Source organism: Leclercia tamurae, from assembly GCF_025566055.1.
Lineage (GTDB): Bacteria > Pseudomonadota > Gammaproteobacteria > Enterobacterales > Enterobacteriaceae > Enterobacter > Enterobacter tamurae.
The window spans coordinates 220,675-241,903 of the sequence record NZ_JAMHKS010000070.1 but is presented as its reverse complement, the minus strand read 5'-3'; the positions used below and the strand labels follow the sequence as shown (position 1 = coordinate 241,903).

Below are 21,229 nucleotides of genomic sequence, written 5' to 3'. Positions count from 1 at the left end.
CCGTGGCATCCATACCGGCCTTTCCGGCAAGATAGTGACGTACGGCCGCAAGTTTTACAGCAGAAGAATGTTTCATAAACTGCACCCTCAGATGTCAGATCGTGTCCAACATTTTGGGTGCAGTTCACTTCGCCTTACCCGGCCTGGAAAAGCGGTACAGCACCTGTAGGCCCGGTAAGCGTAGCGCCACCGGGCAACAACAGCTTAAAAGTCTGCTTTCAGCACCACGCGGTAACGGGCTTTGCCGTCACGGACGTGCTGGATAGCGTCGTTGATTTTCGACATCGGATACATCTCGATGGTCGGTGCGACTTTGGTGCGGCCGGCAAACTTCATCAGTTTACGCAGCTCATAAGGTGTACCCGTCGCAGAACCCGACACGCTGCGATCGCCGCCAATCAGCGTGAACGCAGGAACCGGTAGTGGCTTCAGGACAGCACCCACGGTATGGAAATTACCGCCGTAGGCCAGCGCTTCAAAGTACGGCTGCCAGTCGAGATCGACGTTAACGGTGTTGATGATCAGATCAAACTGACCGGCCAGAGCTTTCAACAGTTCAGGATCGCGGCTGTTCACCACCTTGTCAGCACCCATCGCCAGCACTTCCTGCTCTTTCGCCGGGTTGGAGCTGAACGCCGTCACTTCGCATCCCATCGCATGCAGAAGCTTGATGGCAATATGGCCCAGGCCACCGATACCGATTACCCCCACGCGGCTGGTGGCGGTGATGTGGTGCATCAGCAGTGGTTTAAAGACCGTGATCCCGCCGCACAGCAGCGGACCGGCAGATTCGATATCCATCTGCTCAGGAAGAGGAATGACCCACTGCCAGTCGGCGCGCAGTTTGTCAGCGAAACCGCCGTTATTCAGAATGGTAGGGGTGGCGCCTTCCAGACAGTTAATCTGGTTGCCGCTGATACAGGCGTCGCAGTGACCACAGCTGCGTGCGGTCCAGCCGATGCCCACGCGTTGGCCAATCTTTAGCCCTTTTTCCTGCGCGGCACTGCCCAGGGCCACCACGCGGCCAATCACCTCGTGCCCGGCAATCAGCGGGTATTGCGAAAAACCCCATTCATTATCGATCATCGACAGATCGGAATGGCAGATCCCGCAGTAATCAACCTGGACTTCAACGTCTTCTGCTTTCAGCTCGCCCGCATCGTATTCGTACAGCTCAAGTTCTGCACCCGCCTGCGGTGCGGCGTAGCTTTTTATCTTCGACATGATATTACCCCCTGATGGTGTGGAACTGAGAGTGTAGAGCATTCAGTTTACAGCCGCTTAACAGAAGGGGGCAGGAAAGGAATTATAACGTTTTCAACATTCGCACTTCGCAATCAACATGCCCGGTACATCCCAGCGGCTGGTCGATATGCTCAAAGCCGAGATGTTCATACAGTCTGATGGCATCGGTCAGAAAGGCGGTGGTTTCAAGATAGCAGCGTTTAAAACCCTGCGCGCGGGCATGATCCAGCGCCTGTAACGCCAGTTTTTTCGCCAGGCCTTGTCCACGGACGACGGGCAGGAAATACATTTTTTGCAGTTCGCAGATGTCCGGCTCGCTGCAGGAGAGCGGCGCAACGCCACCGCCACCCACAACCTGGCCATTCTGCTCCACCACCCAATAGGCATGCCCCGGCTGGCTGTACACCGCGTACAGTTCATCGAGATTGGGATCCGCAACGGTATAACCTTTATCGGCCGTCAGGCCGTATTCGGCAGATACCCGGCGGATAACGCCGGCAATTGCCGGGTTATCCGTGGCGGTGATACGGCGCAGATGCGCCGTTACAGAGGCATTTACATGCATAGCTTCACTCATCACAGCGCGCTAATGACAGCCTGTTGCTCGATCAGCTTCGCTTTTGCATCCGCGAAACCAACCAGACGCTCACGCTCTTTAGCGATAACCGCTTCTGGTGCGCGGGCGACAAAGCCTTCGTTAGACAGTTTGCTTTCGATCTTACCGATTTCAACTTCAACTTTAGCCACTTCTTTCGCCAGACGCGCCAGCTCAGCCTCTTTGTCAACCAGGCCAGCCATCGGGATCAACAGCTCGGCACCGTCGATGATTTTGGTCACGGAGACCGGACCTTTATCATCTGCCGGCAGCACGGTGATGCTCTCCAGACGTGCCATGGTTTGCAGGAAGGTGTTGTTCTCCGTCACGCGACGAACCGCAGCCTCGCTGCAACCACGCAGCAGCAGTGCCAGTGGTTTACCCGGGGAGATGTTCATCTCTGCACGGATGTTACGCACGGCAACGATCGCCTGCTTCAGCCACTCGGTATCGGCAGCGGCAGCTTCATCAACCTGCGCAGCATCGAAGGCCGGGAACGGCTGCAGCATGATGGTATCGGCATTGATACCAGCAATCACCTTCACGCGCTGCCAGATGGTTTCGGTAATGAACGGGATGATCGGGTGCGCCAGGCGCAGTAGACCTTCCAGGACGGTAATCAGGGTGTTGCGCGTGCCGCGCAGCTCCGCTTCAGATCCGCCGTTCATCACCGGCTTGGTCAGCTCCAGGTACCAGTCACAGAACTGGTTCCAGGTGAACTCGTACAGGATGCCTGCCGCGATATCGAAGCGGTAGCTGTCCAGCGCCTCACGGAACGCTTTGGTGGTCTGGTTGAATTCCGCCAAGATCCAGCGGTCAGCCAGCGACAGAGTCATTTCGCCGCCGTTAAAGCCGCAGTCCTGATCTTCGGTGTTCATCAACACAAAGCGGCTGGCGTTCCACAGCTTGTTACAGAAGTTGCGGTAACCTTCCAGACGTTTCATGTCCCAGTTGATGTCGCGACCGGTTGAGGCCAGCGCCGCCAGGGTGAAACGCAGGGCGTCGGTGCCGTGTGGCTCGATGCCGTCCGGGAACTGCTTCTCGGTGCGCTTGCGGATCTTCTCAGCCAGCTGCGGCTGCATCATGTTGCCGGTACGTTTCTCCAGCAGATCTTCCAGCGAGATACCATCAACCATGTCCAGCGGGTCAATAACGTTACCCTTGGATTTGGACATCTTCTGGCCTTCGTCGTCACGGATCAGACCGGTCATGTAGACGGTATGGAACGGAACCTGCGGCTTACCGTCTTCATCTTTGATGAAGTGCATGGTCATCATGATCATGCGGGCGATCCAGAAGAAGATAATGTCGAAGCCGGAGACCATCACGCTGGTTGGGTGGAACTGACGCAGCGCATCGGTGTTCTCTGGCCAGCCGAGGGTGGAGAAGGTCCACAGCGCGGAGGAGAACCAGGTATCCAGCACATCTTCGTCCTGACGCAGGGCGACGTCAGCGCTCAGGTTGTTTTCCTGACGCACTTCCTCTTCGGTGCGGCCAACGTAGACATTGCCTTCGTTGTCGTACCATGCCGGAATACGGTGACCCCACCACAGCTGACGGGAGATACACCAGTCCTGAATATCGCGCATCCAGGAGAAGTACATGTTTTCGTACTGTTTTGGCACGAACTGGATGCTGCCATTCTCAACCGCTTCAACAGCCGGTTTTGCCAGCACGTCGGCACGCACGTACCACTGGTCGGTCAGCATCGGCTCGATCACCACGCCGCCGCGGTCGCCGTAAGGAACGGTCAGGTCGTGCGGTTTGATCTCTTCCAGCAGGCCCAGGGCGTCAACAGCGGCAACTACCGCTTTACGCGCGGCAAAACGCTCCAGATTCTGGAACTCAGCCGGGATATCGCTGGAATAGACGTCAGATTCTTCGCCTTTGGTGTCATACACTTCCGCGCTTTCGCGGATGTCGCCATCAAAGGTCAGGATATTGATCATCGGCAGGGCGTGACGACGACCCACTTCATAGTCGTTAAAGTCGTGTGCCGGGGTGATCTTCACGCAGCCAGTGCCTTTTTCCATGTCGGCGTGTTCATCGCCCACAATCGGAATACGGCGGTTTACCAGCGGCAGCACCACGAATTTACCGATCAAATCTTTGTAACGCGGATCTTCCGGGTTAACGGCCACGCCGGTATCGCCCAGCAGGGTTTCCGGACGGGTAGTGGCCACCACCAGGTAATCTTTACCGTCTGCGGTTTTCGCACCGTCGGCCAGCGGATAGCGGATATGCCACATGGAGCCTTTAGACTCGCGGTTTTCCACTTCCAGGTCAGAGATGGCGGTGCGCAGTTTTGGATCCCAGTTTACCAGGCGCTTGCCACGGTAGATCAGGTCTTCTTTATACAGACGGACGAACACTTCTTTAACGGCGTTGGACAGGCCTTCGTCCATGGTGAAGCGCTCGCGCTCCCAGTCCACGGAGTTACCGAGACGGCGCATCTGACGGGTAATGGTGCCACCGGATTCCGCTTTCCACTGCCAGATTTTGTCGATAAAGGCGTCGCGACCGTAGTCGTGGCGGGTTTTACCTTCTTCAGCGGCAATTTTACGTTCGACCACCATCTGGGTAGCAATACCCGCATGGTCGGTACCCGCCTGCCACAGGGTATTTTTGCCCTGCATGCGCTGGTAACGGATCATGGTATCCATGATGGTCTGCTGGAAGGCATGCCCCATATGCAAACTGCCGGTGACGTTCGGCGGCGGGATCATGATGCAGAAGGACTCTTTGCTTTCGTCGCCGTTAGGCTTGAAATAGCCCTGCTGTTCCCAGTGCTCGTAAAGCGGCTGTTCGATATCGCGTGGGTTGTATGTCTTTTCCATTATTTCCAGGTTGCCGTATTCAGGTTAAAACCAGCCAGGCGGTACGCTTTATAGCGTTCGCGCGCCAGTTGTTTCAAAGAATCTTCGTGAGGGACAAAGTCTACCACTTCTGTGAAAGCGGTGGCAAAATCTGCAAAGCCGGTACGCAGGCTGATTAAAATATCCCGCGGGCTGCTGTTGCGTTTTTGCGGCCAGGCGATCTCCACCGGCGCGCCACCGCGCGGTCCTTCCCCCGCGAGATTATGCGGAACAAAACTTTCCGGCGGGCGTGCCCACAGGGCTTCATCCAGACGGATGGCCTGCTGCTCATCTTCACAGGCAATCAGCACGCGTTTTCCACCGCGCCAACGTTCTGCGGCAATCTCACACACCAGCTGTTCGACGGCGCTTAAGCCATCCTGTTGTGTGTCATTGTCCAGAAGATAGAACGTTGCGTTTTTCATATATGGGGCTTCTTGTTGTGGATTTAAATGCAAAGCCGGGTGGCGCTACGCTTACCCGGCCTACAAACGGCACTATCCCGTAGGCCCGGTAAGCGTAGCGCCGCCGGGCATCAGACGGGAATTACTCTTCGCCGTTAAACCCGGCGCGGTTCAGCAGGAACTGCGACAGCAGGGCAACAGGGCGGCCGGTGGCGCCTTTGGCTTTACCGGAACGCCATGCGGTACCGGCGATGTCCAGGTGGGCCCAGTTGTATTTACGGGTAAAGCGCGCCAGGAAGCAGGCCGCGGTAATGGCACCGCCAGGACGCCCACCGATGTTGGCCATATCCGCAAAGTTGGACTCCAGCTGCTCCTGGTACTCATCAGCCATCGGCAGACGCCATGCGCGGTCGCCCGCCTGTTCGGAAGCACCGATCAGCTCATGGGCCAGCGGGTTGTGGTTCGACATCAGGCCGGTAATGTGGTGACCCAGCGCAATTACGCAGGCACCGGTCAGGGTAGCCACGTCGATTACCGCTTCTGGCTCGAAGCGTTCTACGTAAGTCAGCACGTCGCATAGCACCAGACGGCCTTCAGCGTCGGTGTTCAGCACTTCAACGGTCTGGCCGGACATGGTGGTGAGCACGTCGCCCGGACGATAGGCGCGGCCGCCCGGCATGTTTTCACAGCCTGCCAGCACGCCGATTACGTTAATAGGCAACTGGAGTTCCGCCACCATACGCATCACACCGTAGACCGCCGCCGCACCGCACATGTCGTACTTCATCTCATCCATGCCTTCGGCCGGTTTGATGGAGATACCGCCGGAGTCGAAGGTCAGGCCTTTACCGACCAGCACAATCGGACGCACGTCTTCAGATGGGTTGCCCTTGTACTCAATGACCGACATCAGGGATTCATTTTGTGAACCGTTGCCGACGGCCAGGTAGGAGTGCATCCCCAGCTCTTTCATCTGCTGCTCGCCAATCACGCGGGTGACGACATTTTTGCTGTAGGAGTCAGCCAGCTGGCGCGCCTGGGAGGCAAGATAACCGGCGTTACAGATGTTTGGCGGCATGTTGCCCAGATCTTTCGCGGCTTTGATACCAGCAGCGATCGCCAGACCATGCTGAATGGCGCGCTCGCCGCTGGTCAGCTCACGACGAGTCGGGACGTTAAAGACCATTTTACGCAGCGGACGACGAGGTTCGCTTTTAGTGGTTTTCAGCTGATCGAAGCTGTAGAGGGTTTCTTTTGCGGTCTCAACCGCCTGGCGCACTTTCCAGTAGGTGTTGCGGCCTTTGACGTGCAGTTCGGTCAGGAAGCACACGGCCTCCATTGAGCCAGTATCATTCAGTGTATTAATCGTTTTCTGAATAACCTGTTTGTACTGGCGCTCATCCAGCTCGCGCTCTTTGCCACAGCCAATCAGCAGGATGCGCTCGGACAGTACGTTCGGCACATGATGCAGCAGCAGCGTCTGACCCGGTTTGCCTTCCAGCTCGCCACGGCGCAGCAGGGCGCTGATGTAGCCGTCGCTGATTTTATCGAGTTGTTCTGCGATCGGAGAGAGTCTGCGGGGTTCAAACACGCCGACGACGATGCAGGCACTCCGCTGTTTCTCCGGGCTACCGCTTTTTACACTGAACTCCATGAACTACGCTCCTGAATCTTAAAGACAACAGCGGCAGCTACGGATAGAATTGAAACCTTTCGTAACTCATGCCCGCTGTTGCGGTGACTTCGTGTTAATCTTACGTTATTACGGTTTCGACACGTCATAGTAACTACTGAAGCGCGAATCCGCCGGGTGTTCTAATCTTAGCGATGATTTCGACGACTCAAGAGAATAAATGACGTTTAAGCCATGAAACAAGCGATTTTCCTGCAAAGAGACGGGTTTTTACGGGCGTATTTAATGTGATAATCATAAGATATCTGGTGCGGGAGACGCTCAAAAGCCAGCTGGCGATACTCTTCATCCTGCTTCTGATCTTTTTCTGTCAGAAACTGGTGAGGATCCTCGGCGCGGCGGTCGACGGTGAAATTCCCACAAATCTGGTGCTTTCTCTGCTCGGGTTAGGCGTGCCTGAAATGGCCCAGCTTATCCTGCCATTAAGCCTTTTCCTCGGACTGCTGATGACGCTCGGTAAACTCTATACCGAAAGTGAAATCACCGTCATGCACGCATGTGGTCTGAGCAAAGCGGTACTGATTAAAGCGGCAATGGTCCTGGCGCTGTTTACCGGCATCGTGGCCGCGGTAAACGTGATGTGGGCCGGGCCTGTCTCCTCCCGACATCAGGACGAAGTGCTGGCTGAAGCGAAAGCGAACCCCGGCATGGCCGCCCTGGCACAGGGGCAGTTCCAGCAGGCAACCGACGGTAACTCCGTGCTGTTTATTGAAAGCGTGGATGGCAGCCGCTTTAACGACGTCTTCCTCGCGCAAATCCGCCCCAAAGGTAATGCCCGTCCGTCCGTGGTGGTGGCCGATTCCGGTCAGCTCGCCCAGGATAAAAACGGCTCGCAGATCGTGACCCTGAACCAGGGCACTCGCTTCGAAGGCACGGCGATGCTGCGTGATTTCCGCATTACTGACTTCCAGAACTATCAGGCGATTATTGGTCATCAGACGGTGGCGCTGGATCCTACCGATACTGAGCAGATGAGCATGCGTACGCTTATCAACACCGATACCAATCGCGCCCGTGCGGAGCTGCACTGGCGACTGACGCTGGTATTCACCGTCTTTATGATGGCGTTGATGGTGGTGCCGCTCAGCGTGGTCAACCCACGTCAGGGCCGCGTGCTCTCCATGCTGCCCGCGATGCTGCTTTATCTGGTGTTCTTCCTGCTGCAGACCTCGATCAAATCGAATGGCGGTAAAGGAAAAATCGACCCGGTTATCTGGACCTGGGTGATTAACGGACTCTATCTGCTATTGGCGGTCATCCTCAACCTGTGGGATACCGTGCCGATGCGCCGTGTACGAGCCCGGTTTACGCGTAAAGGAGCGGTGTAATGCAGGCGTTTGGCGTTCTTGACCGCTATATCGGTAAAACCATTTTTACCACCATCATGATGACGTTATTCATGCTGGTGTCGCTCTCCGGCATCATCAAGTTTGTCGACCAGCTGAAAAAGGCCGGGCAGGGGAGCTATGATGCGTTGGGGGCGGGTATGTATACCCTGCTCAGTATTCCGAAAGACGTGCAGATCTTCTTCCCGATGGCGGCGCTGTTAGGCGCTCTGCTGGGGCTGGGGATGCTGGCGCAGCGCAGCGAGCTGGTGGTGATGCAGGCGTCGGGCTTTACCCGTATGCAGGTTGCGCTGTCGGTGATGAAAACCGCCATCCCACTGGTATTCCTGACCATGGCGATGGGTGAGTGGGTTGCACCACAGGGCGAGCAGATGGCGCGTAACTATCGCGCGCAGATGATGTATGGCGGCTCGCTGCTCTCGACCCAGCAGGGGCTATGGGCGAAAGACGGGAATAACTTTGTCTATATCGAACGCGTTACCGGCGAGAACACGCTCGGTGGCGTGAGCATCTACAGCTTTAACGATCAGCGTCGTCTGCAGGCGGTGCGTTATGCGACCTCTGCGACCTTCGATACGGATAAAAAGGTCTGGCGTTTGTCCCAGGTGGATGAGTCAAACCTGCAGGATCCAAAACAGATTACCGGTTCGCAGACGGTCACTGGCACCTGGAAAACCAACCTGACCCCCGACAAGCTCGGCGTGGTGGCGCTGGATCCGGATGCGCTGTCCATCAGCGGCCTGCACAACTACGTGAAATACCTGAAGTCGAGCGGCCAGGACGCCGGACGTTACCAGCTCAATATGTGGAGCAAGATCTTCCAGCCGCTCTCCGTGGCGGTGATGATGCTGATGGCGCTGTCGTTTATCTTCGGCCCGCTGCGTAGCGTTCCGATGGGGGTACGTGTCGTGACCGGTATTAGCTTCGGTTTCGTCTTCTACGTCCTCGATCAGATTTTTGGTCCGCTGACCTTGGTTTACGGTATCCCGCCAGTTATTGGCGCGCTGCTGCCAAGCGCCTCCTTCTTCCTGATCAGCCTCTGGATGCTGTTGAAGCGCTCCTGACCCCTGATACCTCACCTCCTCCTTTGGGAGGTGAGGTGCATCCTCTGTTCTACCCCTCACTTTTTTGCACAACCTTCAACGTCTTGCCTGGAATTTGAGTATTATTGTGCGATGACGTCGTGAAGAGATCCCCTATGAAGCAAATTCGGTTACTGGCGCAATACTATGTCGATCTGATGATGAAGCTCGGCCTGGTACGCTTCTCCCTGCTGCTGGCGCTGGCGCTGGTAGTGCTGGCGATTGTGGTGCAGATGGCCATTACCATGGTGCTGCACGGCCAGGTTGAGAGCATCGACCTCATTCGGTCTATTTTCTTCGGCCTGCTGATCACCCCCTGGGCGGTCTATTTCCTCTCGGTAGTGGTTGAGCAGCTGGAGGAATCCCGCCAGCGGCTGACCAGGGTAGTGGAAAAGCTGGAAGAGATGCGCGAACGCGATCTGAAGCTCAACGTGCAGCTGAAAGATAACATCGCTCAACTGAACCAGGAGATCTCAGATCGTGAGAAAGCCGAGGCCGAGCGCCAGACCACCCTGGAACAGCTGAAAATCGAAATGAAGGAGCGCGAGCAGACGCAGATCCAGCTTGAGCAGCAATCCTCATTCCTGCGCTCTTTTCTCGACGCCTCCCCGGATCTGGTCTTCTACCGCAATGAAGACAAAGAGTTTTCCGGCTGTAACCGGGCGATGGAGCTCCTGACCGGCAAAAGCGAAAAGCAGCTCGTCAGTCTGCGCCCCCAGGACGTCTACTCACCCGAGGCGGCCGCCAAAGTTATCGAAACCGACGAGAAGGTATTCCGTCATAACGTCTCCCTGACCTACGAGCAGTGGCTCGACTACCCGGACGGGCGCAAAGCCTGCTTCGAAATCCGCAAAGTGCCTTATTACGACCGCGTCGGGAAACGCCACGGGCTGATGGGCTTCGGGCGCGACATTACCGAGCGTAAGCGTTATCAGGATGCCCTGGAGCGCGCCAGCCGCGATAAAACCACCTTTATCTCCACCATCAGTCATGAGCTGCGTACCCCGCTCAACGGCATCGTGGGATTAAGCCGCATTCTGCTTGATACCGACCTGACGACCGAGCAGGAGAAATATCTGAAAACGATCCACGTTTCAGCGGTCACGCTCGGCAATATCTTCAACGATATTATCGATATGGATAAGATGGAGCGGCGCAAAGTCCAGCTGGATAACCAGCCGGTGGACTTCACCGGTTTCCTGGCCGATCTGGAAAACCTCTCCGGCCTGCAGGCGCAGCAGAAAGGGCTACGCTTTGTGATGGAGCCAACGCTGCCGCTGCCGCACAAGGTGGTGACTGACGGCACGCGCCTGCGCCAGATCCTCTGGAACTTGATCAGCAATGCGGTCAAGTTTACCCAGAGCGGTCAGGTGGCGGTTCGCGTGCGTTACGGCGAAGGCGAGATGCTGCACTTCGAGGTGGAAGATTCCGGGATCGGGATTCCGCAGGAGGAGCAGGACAAGATCTTCGCCATGTATTATCAGGTTAAAGATAGCCAGGGAGGCAAGCCCGCTACCGGCACCGGCATTGGCCTGGCGGTATCGCGTCGCCTGGCGAAGAGCATGGGGGGCGACATTACGGTGAGCAGCAACCCTGGACACGGCTCGGTGTTTAAACTGAGCGTTCGAGCCCCGGCCGTGGCGGAAGAGGTCGAAGATACCTTTGCCCATGACGATATGCCGCTGCCTGCTCTGCACGTGCTGCTGGTGGAAGATATTGAACTGAACGTGATTGTGGCGCGTTCGGTGCTGGAGAAACTCGGCAGCAGCGTCGATGTCGCCATGACCGGCAAGGCCGCACTGGAGATGTTTACCCCGGGGGAATACGATCTGGTGCTGCTGGATATTCAGCTGCCGGACATGACCGGGCTGGACATCTCCCGTGAACTGACCAGCCGTTACGCCAGCGATGAGCTGCCGCCGCTGGTGGCGTTGACCGCCAACGTGCTGAAAGATAAAAAAGAGTACCTTGATGCCGGGATGGACGATGTACTGAGCAAACCGCTGGCGGTACCTGCCTTAACCGCCATGATTAAGAAGTACTGGGACACCAGTGACGAAGAGGAGAGCACCATGACGACGGTAGATACGGAAAAAGCGCAGTCTTTGCTGGATATCGAGATGCTGGAACAGTACATCGATCTGGTGGGTCCAAAGTTGATCACTGACGGTGTAGCCATGTTCGAAAAAATGATGCCAGGCTATCTGAACGTGCTGGAGTCCAACCTGACGGCGCGGGATCAAAAAGGCATTGTTGAAGAGGGCCATAAGATCAAAGGTGCCGCCGGCTCTATTGGTTTGCGCCATCTGCAGCAGCTGGGTAAGCAGATCCAGTCCCCGGATTTACCGGCGTGGGAAGATAACGTGGGTGAATGGGTTGAAGAGATGAAGCAAGAGTGGCAGAACGATGTGGCTGTCCTGAAAGCCTGGGTGGAGGGCAGAAAAAAATGACCCCGGCTAAACCGGGGTGCGCGAATACTGCGCCAACACCAGGGAAATCTTGGCTGCGCCTTAATAGGTTATTTTTAGGATAATGGCGTAGCCGGAAAATTCAGGCCGCACGCAGTTAAGATAGCAAATCTTAAATACTTTGTTACATGAATCAGTTAAATGTGTGAAGCACACCGTTTTAATCAGAATTTTTAATGTGCAGGTAACGTTTTTCGAGAGGGATCGCAGGATGAAAAAGGTCGGCGTAGTACTGAGCGGGTGCGGTGTTTACGATGGTTCTGAAATACATGAAGCGGTTCTGACGCTGCTGGCGCTGGCGCGCAACGGTGCAGAAGCGGTCTGTTTCGCACCGGACAAAACTCAGTCCGATGTCATCAACCACCTTACCGGTGAACCGCTGGCGGAAAGCCGAAATGTCCTGATTGAGGCGGCGCGGATCGCCCGCGGGCAGATCCGTCCGCTCAGTGAGGCCCATGCTGCCGAACTGGATGCGCTGATCGTGCCGGGCGGTTTTGGTGCCGCAAAAAATCTCAGTGATTTTGCCCACCAGGGCAGCGCCTGCCGGGTGGATAGCGATTTAAAAACCCTGGCGCTGCAGATGCATGAGGCCGGTAAGCCGCTGGGCTTTATCTGTATCGCCCCGGCGATGCTGCCAGCTATCTTTGATATCCCGCTGCGTCTGACCATAGGTACCGACATTGATACCGCTGAGACCATCGAAGACATGGGCGGGGAGCATATCCCGTGTCCGGTAGACGATATCGTGGTCGACGAAGAGAACCGAATCGTGACCACCCCCGCGTATATGCTGGCGCAGAACATTGCCGAAGCTGCGACAGGTATTGAGAAGCTGATCACCCGCGTGCTGGTGCTGGCGGAATGAGATTGAAGCGTCCCCGATCCGGCTGGGTAAGACGGATCGTCATTCGCGTCCTGGTAGTGATGGCGGTCTTCTGGGGCGGTGGTATTGCCCTGTTCAGCTTCCTGCCGGTGCCGTTTTCCGCGGTGATGATTGAACGTCAGCTGGGGAGCTGGCTGCGAGGCGATTTCAGCTATATCGCCCATTCTGACTGGGTGAGTATGGATGAGATCTCGCCGTGGATGGGGCTGGCCGTTATTGCCGCCGAGGATCAGAAATTCCCGGATCACTGGGGGTTTGATGTTGGGGCAATAGAAAAAGCGTTAGCGCACAACGAGCGTAATGAGAGCCGCATTCGCGGCGCATCAACGCTTTCTCAGCAAACGGCGAAAAACCTGTTTTTGTGGGACGGACGCAGCTGGATGAGAAAAGGATTTGAAGCCGGACTGACGCTGGGAATCGAAACGGTGTGGAGTAAAAAACGCATCCTGACGGTGTACCTGAATATCGCGGAGTTTGGCGAGGGGGTATTTGGTGTCGAAGCTGCCGCTCAGCGCTATTTCCATAAACCCGCGAGCCGTCTGTCGGCATCTGAGGCCGCGCTGCTGGCCGCCGTGTTACCGAACCCCATCCGCTTTAAGGCCAGTGCGCCTTCAGGCTATGTACGCAACCGTCAGGCGTGGATCCTGCGCCAGATGCGGCAGTTGGGCGGGGAAGGATTTATGCAGGCCAATAAGCTGCATTAATCCTCATCAAAGCCGGCGTTGAACAGCGCAATGACTGCTGCCAGCGCCTCTTCTTCCTGCGGGCCGGTGGCTTCGATTTCGATCTGTCGGCCCTTGGCAGAGTCCAGCATCAGCAGGGCAATTACGCTGTTGGCTTCGGCTTCGGTGCCCTCGTCATTACGCAGCAGAACCTCCGCGTCAAACCCTTGCATCAGTTCAAATAACTTCATCGCCGGGCGTGCATGCATGCCCAGCTTATTGGTGATCTCAACGGTCTGCTTTACGGTCATGTTTTGCGTTTTTCCAGCGTACGATGACGGGACTGCACGTTTTTGCCGCGCGAGCGGAAATAGTCAGCCAGTTGCTCAGCAATGTAGACCGAACGGTGTTTGCCCCCGGTACAGCCAATCGCCACCGTCAGATAGCTGCGATTGTTTGTCTCCAGCATCGGCAACCAGAGTTCAAGGTAGCTGCGCGTCTGATAGATAAAGTTATGCACTTCCGTATGCCTGTCAAGGAACGCGGCGACGGGTTTATCCAGGCCGGTCATCGGACGCAGCTTTGGATCCCAGTGCGGGTTCGGCAGGAAACGCACGTCAAACACATAGTCTGCATCGATCGGGATACCGTGCTTAAAGCCGAAGGATTCAAACACCATCGTCAGCTCGCGCTCGCGTTTGCCCAGCAGGCGCGTACGCAGCATTTCCGCCAGTTCATGGACGGACATTTCAGAGGTATCAACGATCAGATCGGCGCGGGAGCGCAGCGGCTCCAGCAGATCGCTCTCCTGGTCAATGGCGCTTTCCAGCGACAGGTTTTTGCTGGAGAGCGGATGCAGACGACGGGTATCGCTGTAGCGACGGATCAGCGTATTGCGATCGGCATCAAGGAACAGTAGCTGAGGTGAAAACGCCTCCGGCAAACTGCTCATCGCCTGCTCAAAGATCTCCGGGGATTCCGGCATGTTACGCACGTCGATGCTGACCGCGGCGGAAATCTGCCGATCGGCCAGTGATTTCGCCAGCTCGGGCAGCAGCACTACCGGCAGGTTATCCACGCAGTAAAAGCCCATATCTTCCAGCGCTCGCAGGGCCACCGATTTTCCGGACCCTGAACGACCGCTGACGATCATCAGCACCATGTACCGTTTCTCCTCAGGACTACAGATGTTAACGCCATCACCCGATTACGCATCATCCTGATTGCCTTCCGTTTCCGTAATGATTTTATAAAGCTCCTCATCGCTCTGAGCCGCGCGCAAACGGCGACAGATGGTTTTATCCGCCAGGCGTTTGGCCACCAGCGAGAGGGTATGCAAATGTGTTTTGGTCTGATCCGCTGGCACCAGCAGGGCAAACAGCAAATCGACAGGCTGGTTATCAATAGCATCAAAGGCGATAGGTGTTTCCAGCTGAACAAACACCCCTACAGCACGCAGGGTATCCTCTTCAAGTTTGCCATGGGGAATGGCGATGCCGTTGCCGATGCCGGTACTGCCCATTTTTTCACGGGTCAGAATCGCTTCAAATACCACTTGTGGCGGCAGGCTCAGCTGTTTTGCGGCCAGTTCACTGATGATCTCCAGCGCACGTTTTTTGCTCTGGCAGTGGACGGCACTGCGGGTACATTCCTGATTAAGGACACTGCTCAGTTGTAGAGTTGAATCGTTATTCATCATAATTTCACCTAAGCGCTAACTGTACAAAGGGCCCGTTGTGTTTCACAACAGGCCAACCTGCACCCGTTAACTGCCCGGACAATTAGTGTTGTTTCAGTTTATCTTTATGTTTGTTTAGCTGTCGGGCGAGCTTGTCAATCAAGCCGTCGATAGCCGCGTACATGTCTTGTCCTTCCGCACTGGCATGGATTTCGCCTCCGTTGACATGCAGGGTCGCATCCGAGATATGAGTCACTTTTTCCACTTTTAACACAATGTAGACCTGATTGATCCTCTCGAAGTACTGCTCAAGCTTGGCGAATTTGGTATTCACAAATTCACGCAGGGCTTCAGTAATTTCGACGTTGTGTCCAGTGATGTTGAGCTGCATAGTGTCTTCCTTATCGGTTGTGTCAGACCAGTTGTTTACGCTGGTTTGACGGCGGAATGGATAAAGACTCTCGATACTTCGCAACAGTACGGCGTGCCACCATGATACCTTGATCGGACAGCATGGTGGTTAACTTACTGTCGCTCAGTGGTTTCGCGGGGTTTTCCGCGGCGATCAATTTTTTCACCAGCGCCCGAATGGCCGTCGACGAGGCTTCGCCGCCGCCTTCGGTACTGACGTGGCTGGAGAAAAAATACTTAAGCTCAAAAATACCGCGCGGACTGTGCAGATACTTCTGCGTCGTCACGCGGGAAATCGTCGATTCATGCATCTCGACGGCCTGGGCGATATCGGCCAGTACCATCGGCTTCATAAATTCTTCACCCTGCTCAAAAAACGCCTGCTGTTGTTCCACGATGCAGCGGCTGACGCGCAGCAGGGTGTCATTGCGGCTCTCGAGGCTCTTGATCAGCCAGCGCGCCTCCTGCAGATTACTGCGGATAAACTGATTATCCGAATCATTGCGCGAGCTGGTGCACATCGAGGCGTAGTGCTGATTGATTTGCAGGCGCGGGATGCTGTCGGAATTCAGTTCCACAACCCACTGGCCGTTATGCTTGCGCACCAGCACATCGGGAATAACGTACTCGGGCTCGCTGGTCTGGATGGACTGCCCCGGCCGTGGATCCAGCGACTGAATCAGATTAACCGCTTCTTTCAGGATCTCTTCTTTCAGTCGCGTTACGCGCATCAATGAGCGGAAGTCGTGGTTGGCCAGCAGATCCAGATGCTCGCTGACGATCAGGCGAGCCTCTTCCAGCCACGGCGTCTCTTTAACGAACTGCGAAAGCTGAATCAGCAGGCAGTCACGTAAATCGCGTGCTGCGACGCCGACCGGATCGAAACGCTGCACGCGCTTCAGAACCGCTTCGACCTCTTCAAGATCGATCTCATCATCACCGATGCTTTCCAGAATGTCGTCCAGCGACACGGTCAAATAGCCGGTCTCATCGACGGCATCGACAATGGAGGTAGCGATGGCGCGATCGGTATCGGAAAACGGCGTCAGCTCCACCTGCCACATCAGGTAATCCTGCAGCGACTGGGTGGTCTCGCCCTGATACACCGGTAATTCATCATCCTGGTAGTCTGCGCGCGTGCCGGATGGCGTGCCGGCGGTGTAGATCTCATCCCAGCTGGCATCCAGAGGAAGCTCGTCAGGCATCTCTTTTTGCTCCAGCGCATCAACGCTGTCGAGATTTTCGGTGTCCTGGGTTTGCTCTGTTTCTACCTCGTCGTGAAGATCGGTTTGCTCAAGCAGGGGATTGCTGTCCAGCGCTTGCTGGAGCTCCTGCTGGAGTTCTAGCGTCGACAGCTGCAACAGACGAATGGCCTGTTGGAGCTGCGGCGTCATTGCCAGCTGTTGGCTGAGCCTTAATTGCAAACCTTGCTTCATGTTCAGAGCATTTTTCTCCGTTTACGCGAGACTGAACTTCTACCCTATCAGAGTCTGAAGTCTTCCCCAAGATACACGCGCTTAACATGATCGTCTTCGAGGATCTGCTGCGGTGTGCCGTGGGCAATCAGATGGCCCTGGCTGACGATGTAAGCCCGCTCACAGACCGCCAGCGTCTCACGCACGTTATGGTCGGTGATAAGCACGCCCAGACCACTATCGCGCAGATGCTCAATAATTCGTTTGATATCAATAACCGAAATCGGGTCGACGCCCGCAAAAGGTTCATCAAGCAGAATAAATTTCGGGTTGGCTGCCAGCGCGCGGGCAATTTCCACACGGCGACGTTCACCACCGGAGAGCGCCTGGCCCATGTTGTCGCGCAGATGTTCGATATGGAACTCTTCCATCAGCTCGTTGGCACGATCCTGACGCTGCTCGGAGGTCAAATCATCACGGATCTGCAGCACCGCCATCAGGTTGTCGAAGACGCTCAGACGGCGAAAGATCGACGCTTCCTGTGGCAGGTAACCGATGCCGCGACGCGCACGTGCATGAAGCGGCAGCAGGCTGATGTCTTCGTCATCAATGATGATGTTACCCGCGTCGCGGGGCACAATGCCGACCACCATGTAAAAGGTAGTGGTTTTACCCGCACCGTTAGGACCCAACAGGCCGACAATTTCGCCGGAGTTGACGGTCAAACTGACATCTTCCACTACGCGACGGCCCTTGTAGGCTTTGGCGAGATTCTTTGCAGTTAATGTTGCCATAACGAATTAGTTACTCTTTTTCTGTGCCGGGGCCTGAGTGTTGTTTTTGTCCTGCAGCTGCGATGGAACCAGGACGGTGGTCACGCGTTTGCCTTTTTCACTGAAGGCCTGCATTTTTTGCTCTTTCACCAGATAGGTGATCTTGTCGCCCTTGATGTTGCTGTCGAGCTGCTCCAGGAACGCATTCCCGGTAAGCACCACAAAATCCTTCGCCAACTCGTAGTGCATCTGGGAGGCACGGCCTTTCACCGGCTTACCGTTGTCCTGCATCTGGTAGAAGGTGGCCGGGTTGCCGTAGCCATCGATAATCTCTTTACCGTCTTCCCCGCCAGGACGCGTCACCACCACCTTGTCGGCGTTGATTTTGATGGTGCCCTGGGTCACGACCACATTGCCGGTAAAGGTCACCACGTTGCCCTGCATATCGAGCGACTGCGTATCGGATTCGATATGAATCGGCTGCTCGGTATCACCCGTTACAGCAAGCGCGGGCAGGCTGACGGCCAGCAGCGCGCTGGCAATAACAAATTTAAGGCTGAGTTTGTTTGCTTGGAATTTCATAGGAGGTTCTAACCTTTTCAATCAGCTCTGCGTTCTTGCTGCGTAAGTTCCCGCGCATTCTCAGACCGCTGGAATTAAATGTGGTGCCGTATAACGTAACCAGATCCTGCGACGTGACATCCTGCGTCACAAGGTTAATCTGTGCGTTATCGGTTGTGATTTTGCGCAGCTGTGAGTCTGCGGTCAGCGCATTCACCTCAACATGACCATACAGATAAAGCATACGGTCATTCGTCAGTTTTGCCCGGTCTGATTTAATCGACCAGGTCGGCACTTTATTGGTATCAAACGTGGTCATCACCGGTTGGGTAAACCAGGAGACGCCCTGTTCGGAAAAATACTCAACATGCTGAGCGATAAGGCGATAATTCAAAGCCCCTTCCGGGCTGTACACCACGGTATCGCTATGATCGCTTTTGTATGTTGGATCGTTAGTATTGACCGCCGGCGCTTGTTCGTCGTCCTTGTCAGCGAGATTCACGCCAATCAGTACCAGTGCTACCAGCGAAAGCAGAATAATAACCCAACGTCTGGTTTTACTCATATCGATTGCCCTTTGGCCTCATCAAGCTTACCTTGCGCCAGCAGCAGCAGGTCGCAGACTTCTCTTACTGCGCCGCGGCCACCGTTGATACGGGTGACATAGTCAGCGCGCGGGATCAAAAGCGGATGTGCATCAGCCACGGCGACGCTCAAACCCACTTCTGCCATCACTGGCCAGTCAATCAGATCGTCTCCGACGTAGGCGACGTTTTCCGGGGCGATGGCCAGTTTACCAAGTAAGTCCCTGAAAGCGACCATCTTATCGGATTGTCCCTGATAGAGATGGGTAATGCCCAGCGTTTCGCAGCGATCTTCTACTAGTTTAGCCTTACGCCCGGTGATGATGGCAACTTCTATGCCAGACGTGAGCGCACAGCGAATGCCGTAACCATCACGGACGTTGAAGGCCTTCAGCTCTTCGCCATTGTTGCCCATATAAATCAGGCCGTCAGACAGCACGCCATCGACATCCAGAATCAGCAGGCGAATGTTTTCGGCCTGCGACATCATCTGCGCACTGACCGGGCCATAACAGGTTGCAAGGGATGCACCCGCATTAATCATTGTCTTATCCTTCATTACACTACGCCTGCGCGCAGCAGATCATGCATATGTACCACACCCAGCAACTGGTCGCCATCAGCAACCATGACGGAGGTGATATGGCGGGACTGCATCAGGTTTAATACTTCGACAGCAAGCAGGCCGGGACGCACCCGAATCCCCCCCGGGGTCATCACATCGGCGATACCCAGCTTACGAACATCTACACCCATATCGAACACGCGGCGCAGATCCCCATCGGTGAATATCCCGTCAATTTTCATCTGATTATCGCAGATGACGGTCATGCCGAGGTTTTTACGGGTGATCTCCAGCAGCGCATCGCGCAGGGAGGCCTCTTTACTGACGCGTGGAATTTCATCCCCGGTATGCATGATGTCATTCACCCGCAGCAGCAATTTACGTCCCAGCGCACCCCCCGGATGGGAGAGGGCGAAATCTTCGGCGGTAAAGCCGCGGGCTTCGAGCAGGGCGACAGCCAGTGCATCCCCCATTACCAGCGCAGCGGTGGTGCTGGAGGTCGGTGCCAGTCCCAGCGGGCAGGCCTCTTTTGGCACTTTGACGCACAGATGGATATCTGCGGCGCGCGCCATGCTGCTCTCAGGGCGGCTGGTGATACAGATAAGGGGAACGTGGAGCCGCTTCAGCACCGGGATCAGGGCCAGGATCTCATTCGATTCACCCGAGTTGGATAACGCGATGACGATATCCTGCGCTGAGACCATGCCGAGATCACCGTGCGCCGCTTCACCGGGATGAACGAAAAAGGCGGTGGTGCCGGTACTGGCGAAGGTAGCCGCCATTTTACGACCAATGTGCCCGGATTTGCCCATTCCCATCACCACGACTTTGCCGGTGCAGTGGAAAATTTTCTCACACGCGAGGCTAAAATCCTGATTAATGTATTGATCTAACTGCGCCAGACCTTCACGTTCTATCTCCAGAACTTCTTTTCCTGCTTTCTGAAAGTCAAAACCCGGCTGCAATTCTATTTGCGACATAATGCGTTTCCGTTTACCCAGAGAGAAGAGGCGAGAGCCAGTACAGCATCGCCATCCATACGATAAATCCCACCGTCAGCAGCGCGCCAGCGCCCTGACCAATCTGCCTTTTACGCCGCCAGCAGAGCAGGGCGAAGATAGCGCTGACTAACACCATCACCCCGTAATCCCGGCTGAACGCCAGCGGATTAAACGCGCCGGGAGCAATCAGGGCCGGCAGACCCAGCACAATGGCAATATTGAAAATATTGGAACCGATGATATTACCAATCGCTATGTCATCTTCGCCTTTACGCGCGCCGGCAATCGCCGTGGCCAGCTCGGGGAGACTGGTGCCAATGGCAATCACCGTCAGGCCGATGGTTAATTCGCTCATGGCGAAGTAGTTGGCCAGCACCGTCGCATTATCAACGATCATCTGCGTCGCCATCGGCATGATGATTAGCGCCACTCCCAGCCAGAGCAGCGCAACGGGCAAATTTCCCTCACGCGGCAGCTCTGCAACCTGCTCAAGGGTCAGGGTGTCATTGCCCTGCTTTTCTGCCGCCCGGGCCAGCTTAACAATATAAAACAGCCAGATGACCGCCAGTGCCAGCAGGAAAATGCCATCGCTGAGGGTTAACTGCCCGTCATATAACACATAACCGGCCAGCAGACTGACAATTAACATTAGCGGTAATTCGCGTCGCAGAACATCAGAATGCACGCGAAATGGATGGAGCAGTGCGGCAAGTCCCAGGATGAGCAAGATGTTGACGATGTTGGAGCCAATAGCTGTTCCCACGGCGAGATCAACCTGATCGTGCAGCGAGGCGGCGACAGAGACGATAATCTCCGGCAGGGAGGTACCCACGCTGACCACCGTCATCCCAATAATCAAGGGGGGAATACCCAATAAACGACACAGTATTGATGCGGAGAACACCAGACGGTCGGCACTGTAGACCACCAAAAGTAAACCAATTATTAACAGTGCCGTTGCAAGAAGCATCAAAAGTCCTTTCTTCAGGTATACTCGCCGGTCCACCG

21 protein-coding genes are annotated in these 21,229 nt (G+C 55.6%); 5 read left to right on the top strand and 16 right to left on the bottom strand.

Annotated features, from left to right (window positions below; translation table 11 throughout):
* Positions 1 to 204: 204 nt before the first annotated feature.
* The 5 genes from ahr to pepA form a co-directional block, all read right to left on the bottom strand.
* Positions 205 to 1,224: an NADPH-dependent aldehyde reductase Ahr gene (gene ahr, locus M8318_RS08980; RefSeq protein WP_166184249.1), complete on the bottom strand. Its 1,020-nt coding sequence runs from the start codon at positions 1,222 to 1,224 to the stop codon at positions 205 to 207.
* A gap of 82 nt (positions 1,225 to 1,306) precedes the next feature.
* On the bottom strand, positions 1,307 to 1,822 hold the full coding sequence (locus M8318_RS08975; protein WP_371811735.1) for a GNAT family N-acetyltransferase: 516 nt from the start codon (positions 1,820 to 1,822) through the stop codon (positions 1,307 to 1,309).
* Positions 1,822 to 4,677 carry a valine--tRNA ligase gene (locus M8318_RS08970; RefSeq protein WP_262662043.1) on the bottom strand — a complete coding sequence of 952 codons (2,856 nt, stop codon included), beginning with the start codon at positions 4,675 to 4,677 and terminating at the stop codon, positions 1,822 to 1,824. The genes M8318_RS08975 and M8318_RS08970 overlap by 1 nt, the downstream gene beginning before the upstream one ends.
* Entirely contained in the window at positions 4,677 to 5,120 is a 444-nt protein-coding gene (holC, locus tag M8318_RS08965) for a DNA polymerase III subunit chi (RefSeq protein WP_106994847.1), read from the bottom strand. Before holC ends, M8318_RS08970 begins: the two co-directional genes overlap by 1 nt.
* A 121-nt stretch (positions 5,121 to 5,241) precedes the next feature.
* Positions 5,242 to 6,753 (bottom strand): leucyl aminopeptidase, encoded by a 1,512-nt coding sequence (gene pepA / locus M8318_RS08960; protein ID WP_106994846.1) that lies wholly within the window; start codon positions 6,751 to 6,753, stop codon positions 5,242 to 5,244.
* 266 nt (positions 6,754 to 7,019) lie between these two features.
* Here pepA and lptF point away from each other — a divergent pair, with 266 nt between their 5' ends.
* From lptF to mtgA, 5 genes are all read left to right on the top strand, one after another.
* Positions 7,020 to 8,120, top strand: coding sequence for an LPS export ABC transporter permease LptF (lptF, locus tag M8318_RS08955; RefSeq protein WP_262662041.1), 1,101 nt, complete (start codon positions 7,020 to 7,022; stop codon positions 8,118 to 8,120).
* A complete protein-coding gene (lptG, locus tag M8318_RS08950) occupies positions 8,120 to 9,202 on the top strand; it encodes an LPS export ABC transporter permease LptG (RefSeq protein WP_106994844.1) in 1,083 nt (360 codons plus the stop codon). Before lptF ends, lptG begins: the two co-directional genes overlap by 1 nt.
* Positions 9,203 to 9,336: 134 nt before the next feature.
* Positions 9,337 to 11,670: an aerobic respiration two-component sensor histidine kinase ArcB gene (gene arcB / locus M8318_RS08945; RefSeq protein WP_262662039.1), complete on the top strand. Its 2,334-nt coding sequence runs from the start codon at positions 9,337 to 9,339 to the stop codon at positions 11,668 to 11,670.
* Between the two features lie 229 nt (positions 11,671 to 11,899).
* Positions 11,900 to 12,553, top strand: a complete 654-nt coding sequence (elbB, locus tag M8318_RS08940) for an isoprenoid biosynthesis glyoxalase ElbB (RefSeq protein ID WP_262662038.1) — start codon at positions 11,900 to 11,902, stop codon at positions 12,551 to 12,553.
* A gap of 2 nt (positions 12,554 to 12,555) precedes the next feature.
* Positions 12,556 to 13,275: a monofunctional biosynthetic peptidoglycan transglycosylase gene (mtgA, locus tag M8318_RS08935; protein WP_106994841.1), complete on the top strand. Its 720-nt coding sequence runs from the start codon at positions 12,556 to 12,558 to the stop codon at positions 13,273 to 13,275.
* Here the strand turns inward: mtgA and npr are convergent.
* The 11 genes from npr to M8318_RS08880 all read right to left on the bottom strand — a co-directional run bounded on the left by npr (position 13,272) and on the right by M8318_RS08880 (position 21,191).
* A complete protein-coding gene (gene npr / locus M8318_RS08930) occupies positions 13,272 to 13,544 on the bottom strand; it encodes a PTS phosphocarrier protein NPr (protein WP_047058971.1) in 273 nt (90 codons plus the stop codon). The genes mtgA and npr overlap by 4 nt on opposite strands.
* Positions 13,541 to 14,395 carry an RNase adapter RapZ gene (rapZ, locus tag M8318_RS08925; protein WP_106994840.1) on the bottom strand — a complete coding sequence of 285 codons (855 nt, stop codon included), beginning with the start codon at positions 14,393 to 14,395 and terminating at the stop codon, positions 13,541 to 13,543. The genes npr and rapZ overlap by 4 nt, the downstream gene beginning before the upstream one ends.
* Positions 14,396 to 14,440: 45 nt before the next feature.
* On the bottom strand, positions 14,441 to 14,932 hold the full coding sequence (gene ptsN / locus M8318_RS08920; protein WP_262662034.1) for a PTS IIA-like nitrogen regulatory protein PtsN: 492 nt from the start codon (positions 14,930 to 14,932) through the stop codon (positions 14,441 to 14,443).
* Between the two features lie 82 nt (positions 14,933 to 15,014).
* A complete protein-coding gene (gene hpf, locus M8318_RS08915) occupies positions 15,015 to 15,302 on the bottom strand; it encodes a ribosome hibernation promoting factor (protein WP_106994839.1) in 288 nt (95 codons plus the stop codon).
* Between the two features lie 22 nt (positions 15,303 to 15,324).
* Positions 15,325 to 16,758, bottom strand: a complete 1,434-nt coding sequence (gene rpoN, locus M8318_RS08910) for an RNA polymerase factor sigma-54 (RefSeq protein WP_262662032.1) — start codon at positions 16,756 to 16,758, stop codon at positions 15,325 to 15,327.
* A 47-nt stretch (positions 16,759 to 16,805) separates the two neighbouring features.
* Positions 16,806 to 17,531 carry an LPS export ABC transporter ATP-binding protein gene (gene lptB / locus M8318_RS08905; RefSeq protein ID WP_106994837.1) on the bottom strand — a complete coding sequence of 242 codons (726 nt, stop codon included), beginning with the start codon at positions 17,529 to 17,531 and terminating at the stop codon, positions 16,806 to 16,808.
* Positions 17,532 to 17,537: 6 nt separating this feature from the next.
* Positions 17,538 to 18,092, bottom strand: coding sequence for a lipopolysaccharide ABC transporter substrate-binding protein LptA (gene lptA, locus M8318_RS08900; RefSeq protein ID WP_106994836.1), 555 nt, complete (start codon positions 18,090 to 18,092; stop codon positions 17,538 to 17,540).
* On the bottom strand, positions 18,061 to 18,636 hold the full coding sequence (lptC, locus tag M8318_RS08895) for an LPS export ABC transporter periplasmic protein LptC (RefSeq protein WP_106994835.1): 576 nt from the start codon (positions 18,634 to 18,636) through the stop codon (positions 18,061 to 18,063). Before lptC ends, lptA begins: the two co-directional genes overlap by 32 nt.
* Complete coding sequence (gene kdsC / locus M8318_RS08890) at positions 18,633 to 19,199, bottom strand: 3-deoxy-manno-octulosonate-8-phosphatase KdsC (RefSeq protein WP_106994894.1); 567 nt, start codon at positions 19,197 to 19,199, stop codon at positions 18,633 to 18,635. Before kdsC ends, lptC begins: the two co-directional genes overlap by 4 nt.
* Positions 19,200 to 19,213: 14 nt before the next feature.
* On the bottom strand, positions 19,214 to 20,200 hold the full coding sequence (kdsD, locus tag M8318_RS08885) for an arabinose-5-phosphate isomerase KdsD (RefSeq protein WP_262662029.1): 987 nt from the start codon (positions 20,198 to 20,200) through the stop codon (positions 19,214 to 19,216).
* A gap of 13 nt (positions 20,201 to 20,213) precedes the next feature.
* Positions 20,214 to 21,191: a calcium/sodium antiporter gene (locus tag M8318_RS08880; protein WP_262662027.1), complete on the bottom strand. Its 978-nt coding sequence runs from the start codon at positions 21,189 to 21,191 to the stop codon at positions 20,214 to 20,216.
* Between the last annotated feature and the right edge of the window lie 38 nt (positions 21,192 to 21,229).

Bases quoted from the DNA above. Each gene is read 5' to 3' on its own strand.
- ahr (WP_166184249.1), bottom strand. From the start codon at position 1,224: ATGTCGAAGATAAAAAGCTACGCCGCACCGCAGGCGGGTGCAGAACTT.
- M8318_RS08975 (WP_371811735.1), bottom strand. From the start codon at position 1,822: ATGAGTGAAGCTATGCATGTAAATGCCTCTGTAACGGCGCATCTGCGC.
- M8318_RS08970 (WP_262662043.1), bottom strand. From the start codon at position 4,677: ATGGAAAAGACATACAACCCACGCGATATCGAACAGCCGCTTTACGAG.
- holC (WP_106994847.1), bottom strand. From the start codon at position 5,120: ATGAAAAACGCAACGTTCTATCTTCTGGACAATGACACACAACAGGAT.
- pepA (WP_106994846.1), bottom strand. From the start codon at position 6,753: ATGGAGTTCAGTGTAAAAAGCGGTAGCCCGGAGAAACAGCGGAGTGCC.
- lptG (WP_106994844.1), top strand. From the start codon at position 8,120: ATGCAGGCGTTTGGCGTTCTTGACCGCTATATCGGTAAAACCATTTTT.
- arcB (WP_262662039.1), top strand. From the start codon at position 9,337: ATGAAGCAAATTCGGTTACTGGCGCAATACTATGTCGATCTGATGATG.
- elbB (WP_262662038.1), top strand. From the start codon at position 11,900: ATGAAAAAGGTCGGCGTAGTACTGAGCGGGTGCGGTGTTTACGATGGT.
- npr (WP_047058971.1), bottom strand. From the start codon at position 13,544: ATGACCGTAAAGCAGACCGTTGAGATCACCAATAAGCTGGGCATGCAT.
- rapZ (WP_106994840.1), bottom strand. From the start codon at position 14,395: ATGGTGCTGATGATCGTCAGCGGTCGTTCAGGGTCCGGAAAATCGGTG.
- ptsN (WP_262662034.1), bottom strand. From the start codon at position 14,932: ATGATGAATAACGATTCAACTCTACAACTGAGCAGTGTCCTTAATCAG.
- hpf (WP_106994839.1), bottom strand. From the start codon at position 15,302: ATGCAGCTCAACATCACTGGACACAACGTCGAAATTACTGAAGCCCTG.
- rpoN (WP_262662032.1), bottom strand. From the start codon at position 16,758: ATGAAGCAAGGTTTGCAATTAAGGCTCAGCCAACAGCTGGCAATGACG.
- lptB (WP_106994837.1), bottom strand. From the start codon at position 17,531: ATGGCAACATTAACTGCAAAGAATCTCGCCAAAGCCTACAAGGGCCGT.
- lptA (WP_106994836.1), bottom strand. From the start codon at position 18,092: ATGAAATTCCAAGCAAACAAACTCAGCCTTAAATTTGTTATTGCCAGC.
- lptC (WP_106994835.1), bottom strand. From the start codon at position 18,636: ATGAGTAAAACCAGACGTTGGGTTATTATTCTGCTTTCGCTGGTAGCA.
- kdsC (WP_106994894.1), bottom strand. From the start codon at position 19,199: ATGATTAATGCGGGTGCATCCCTTGCAACCTGTTATGGCCCGGTCAGT.
- kdsD (WP_262662029.1), bottom strand. From the start codon at position 20,200: ATGTCGCAAATAGAATTGCAGCCGGGTTTTGACTTTCAGAAAGCAGGA.
- M8318_RS08880 (WP_262662027.1), bottom strand. From the start codon at position 21,191: ATGCTTCTTGCAACGGCACTGTTAATAATTGGTTTACTTTTGGTGGTC.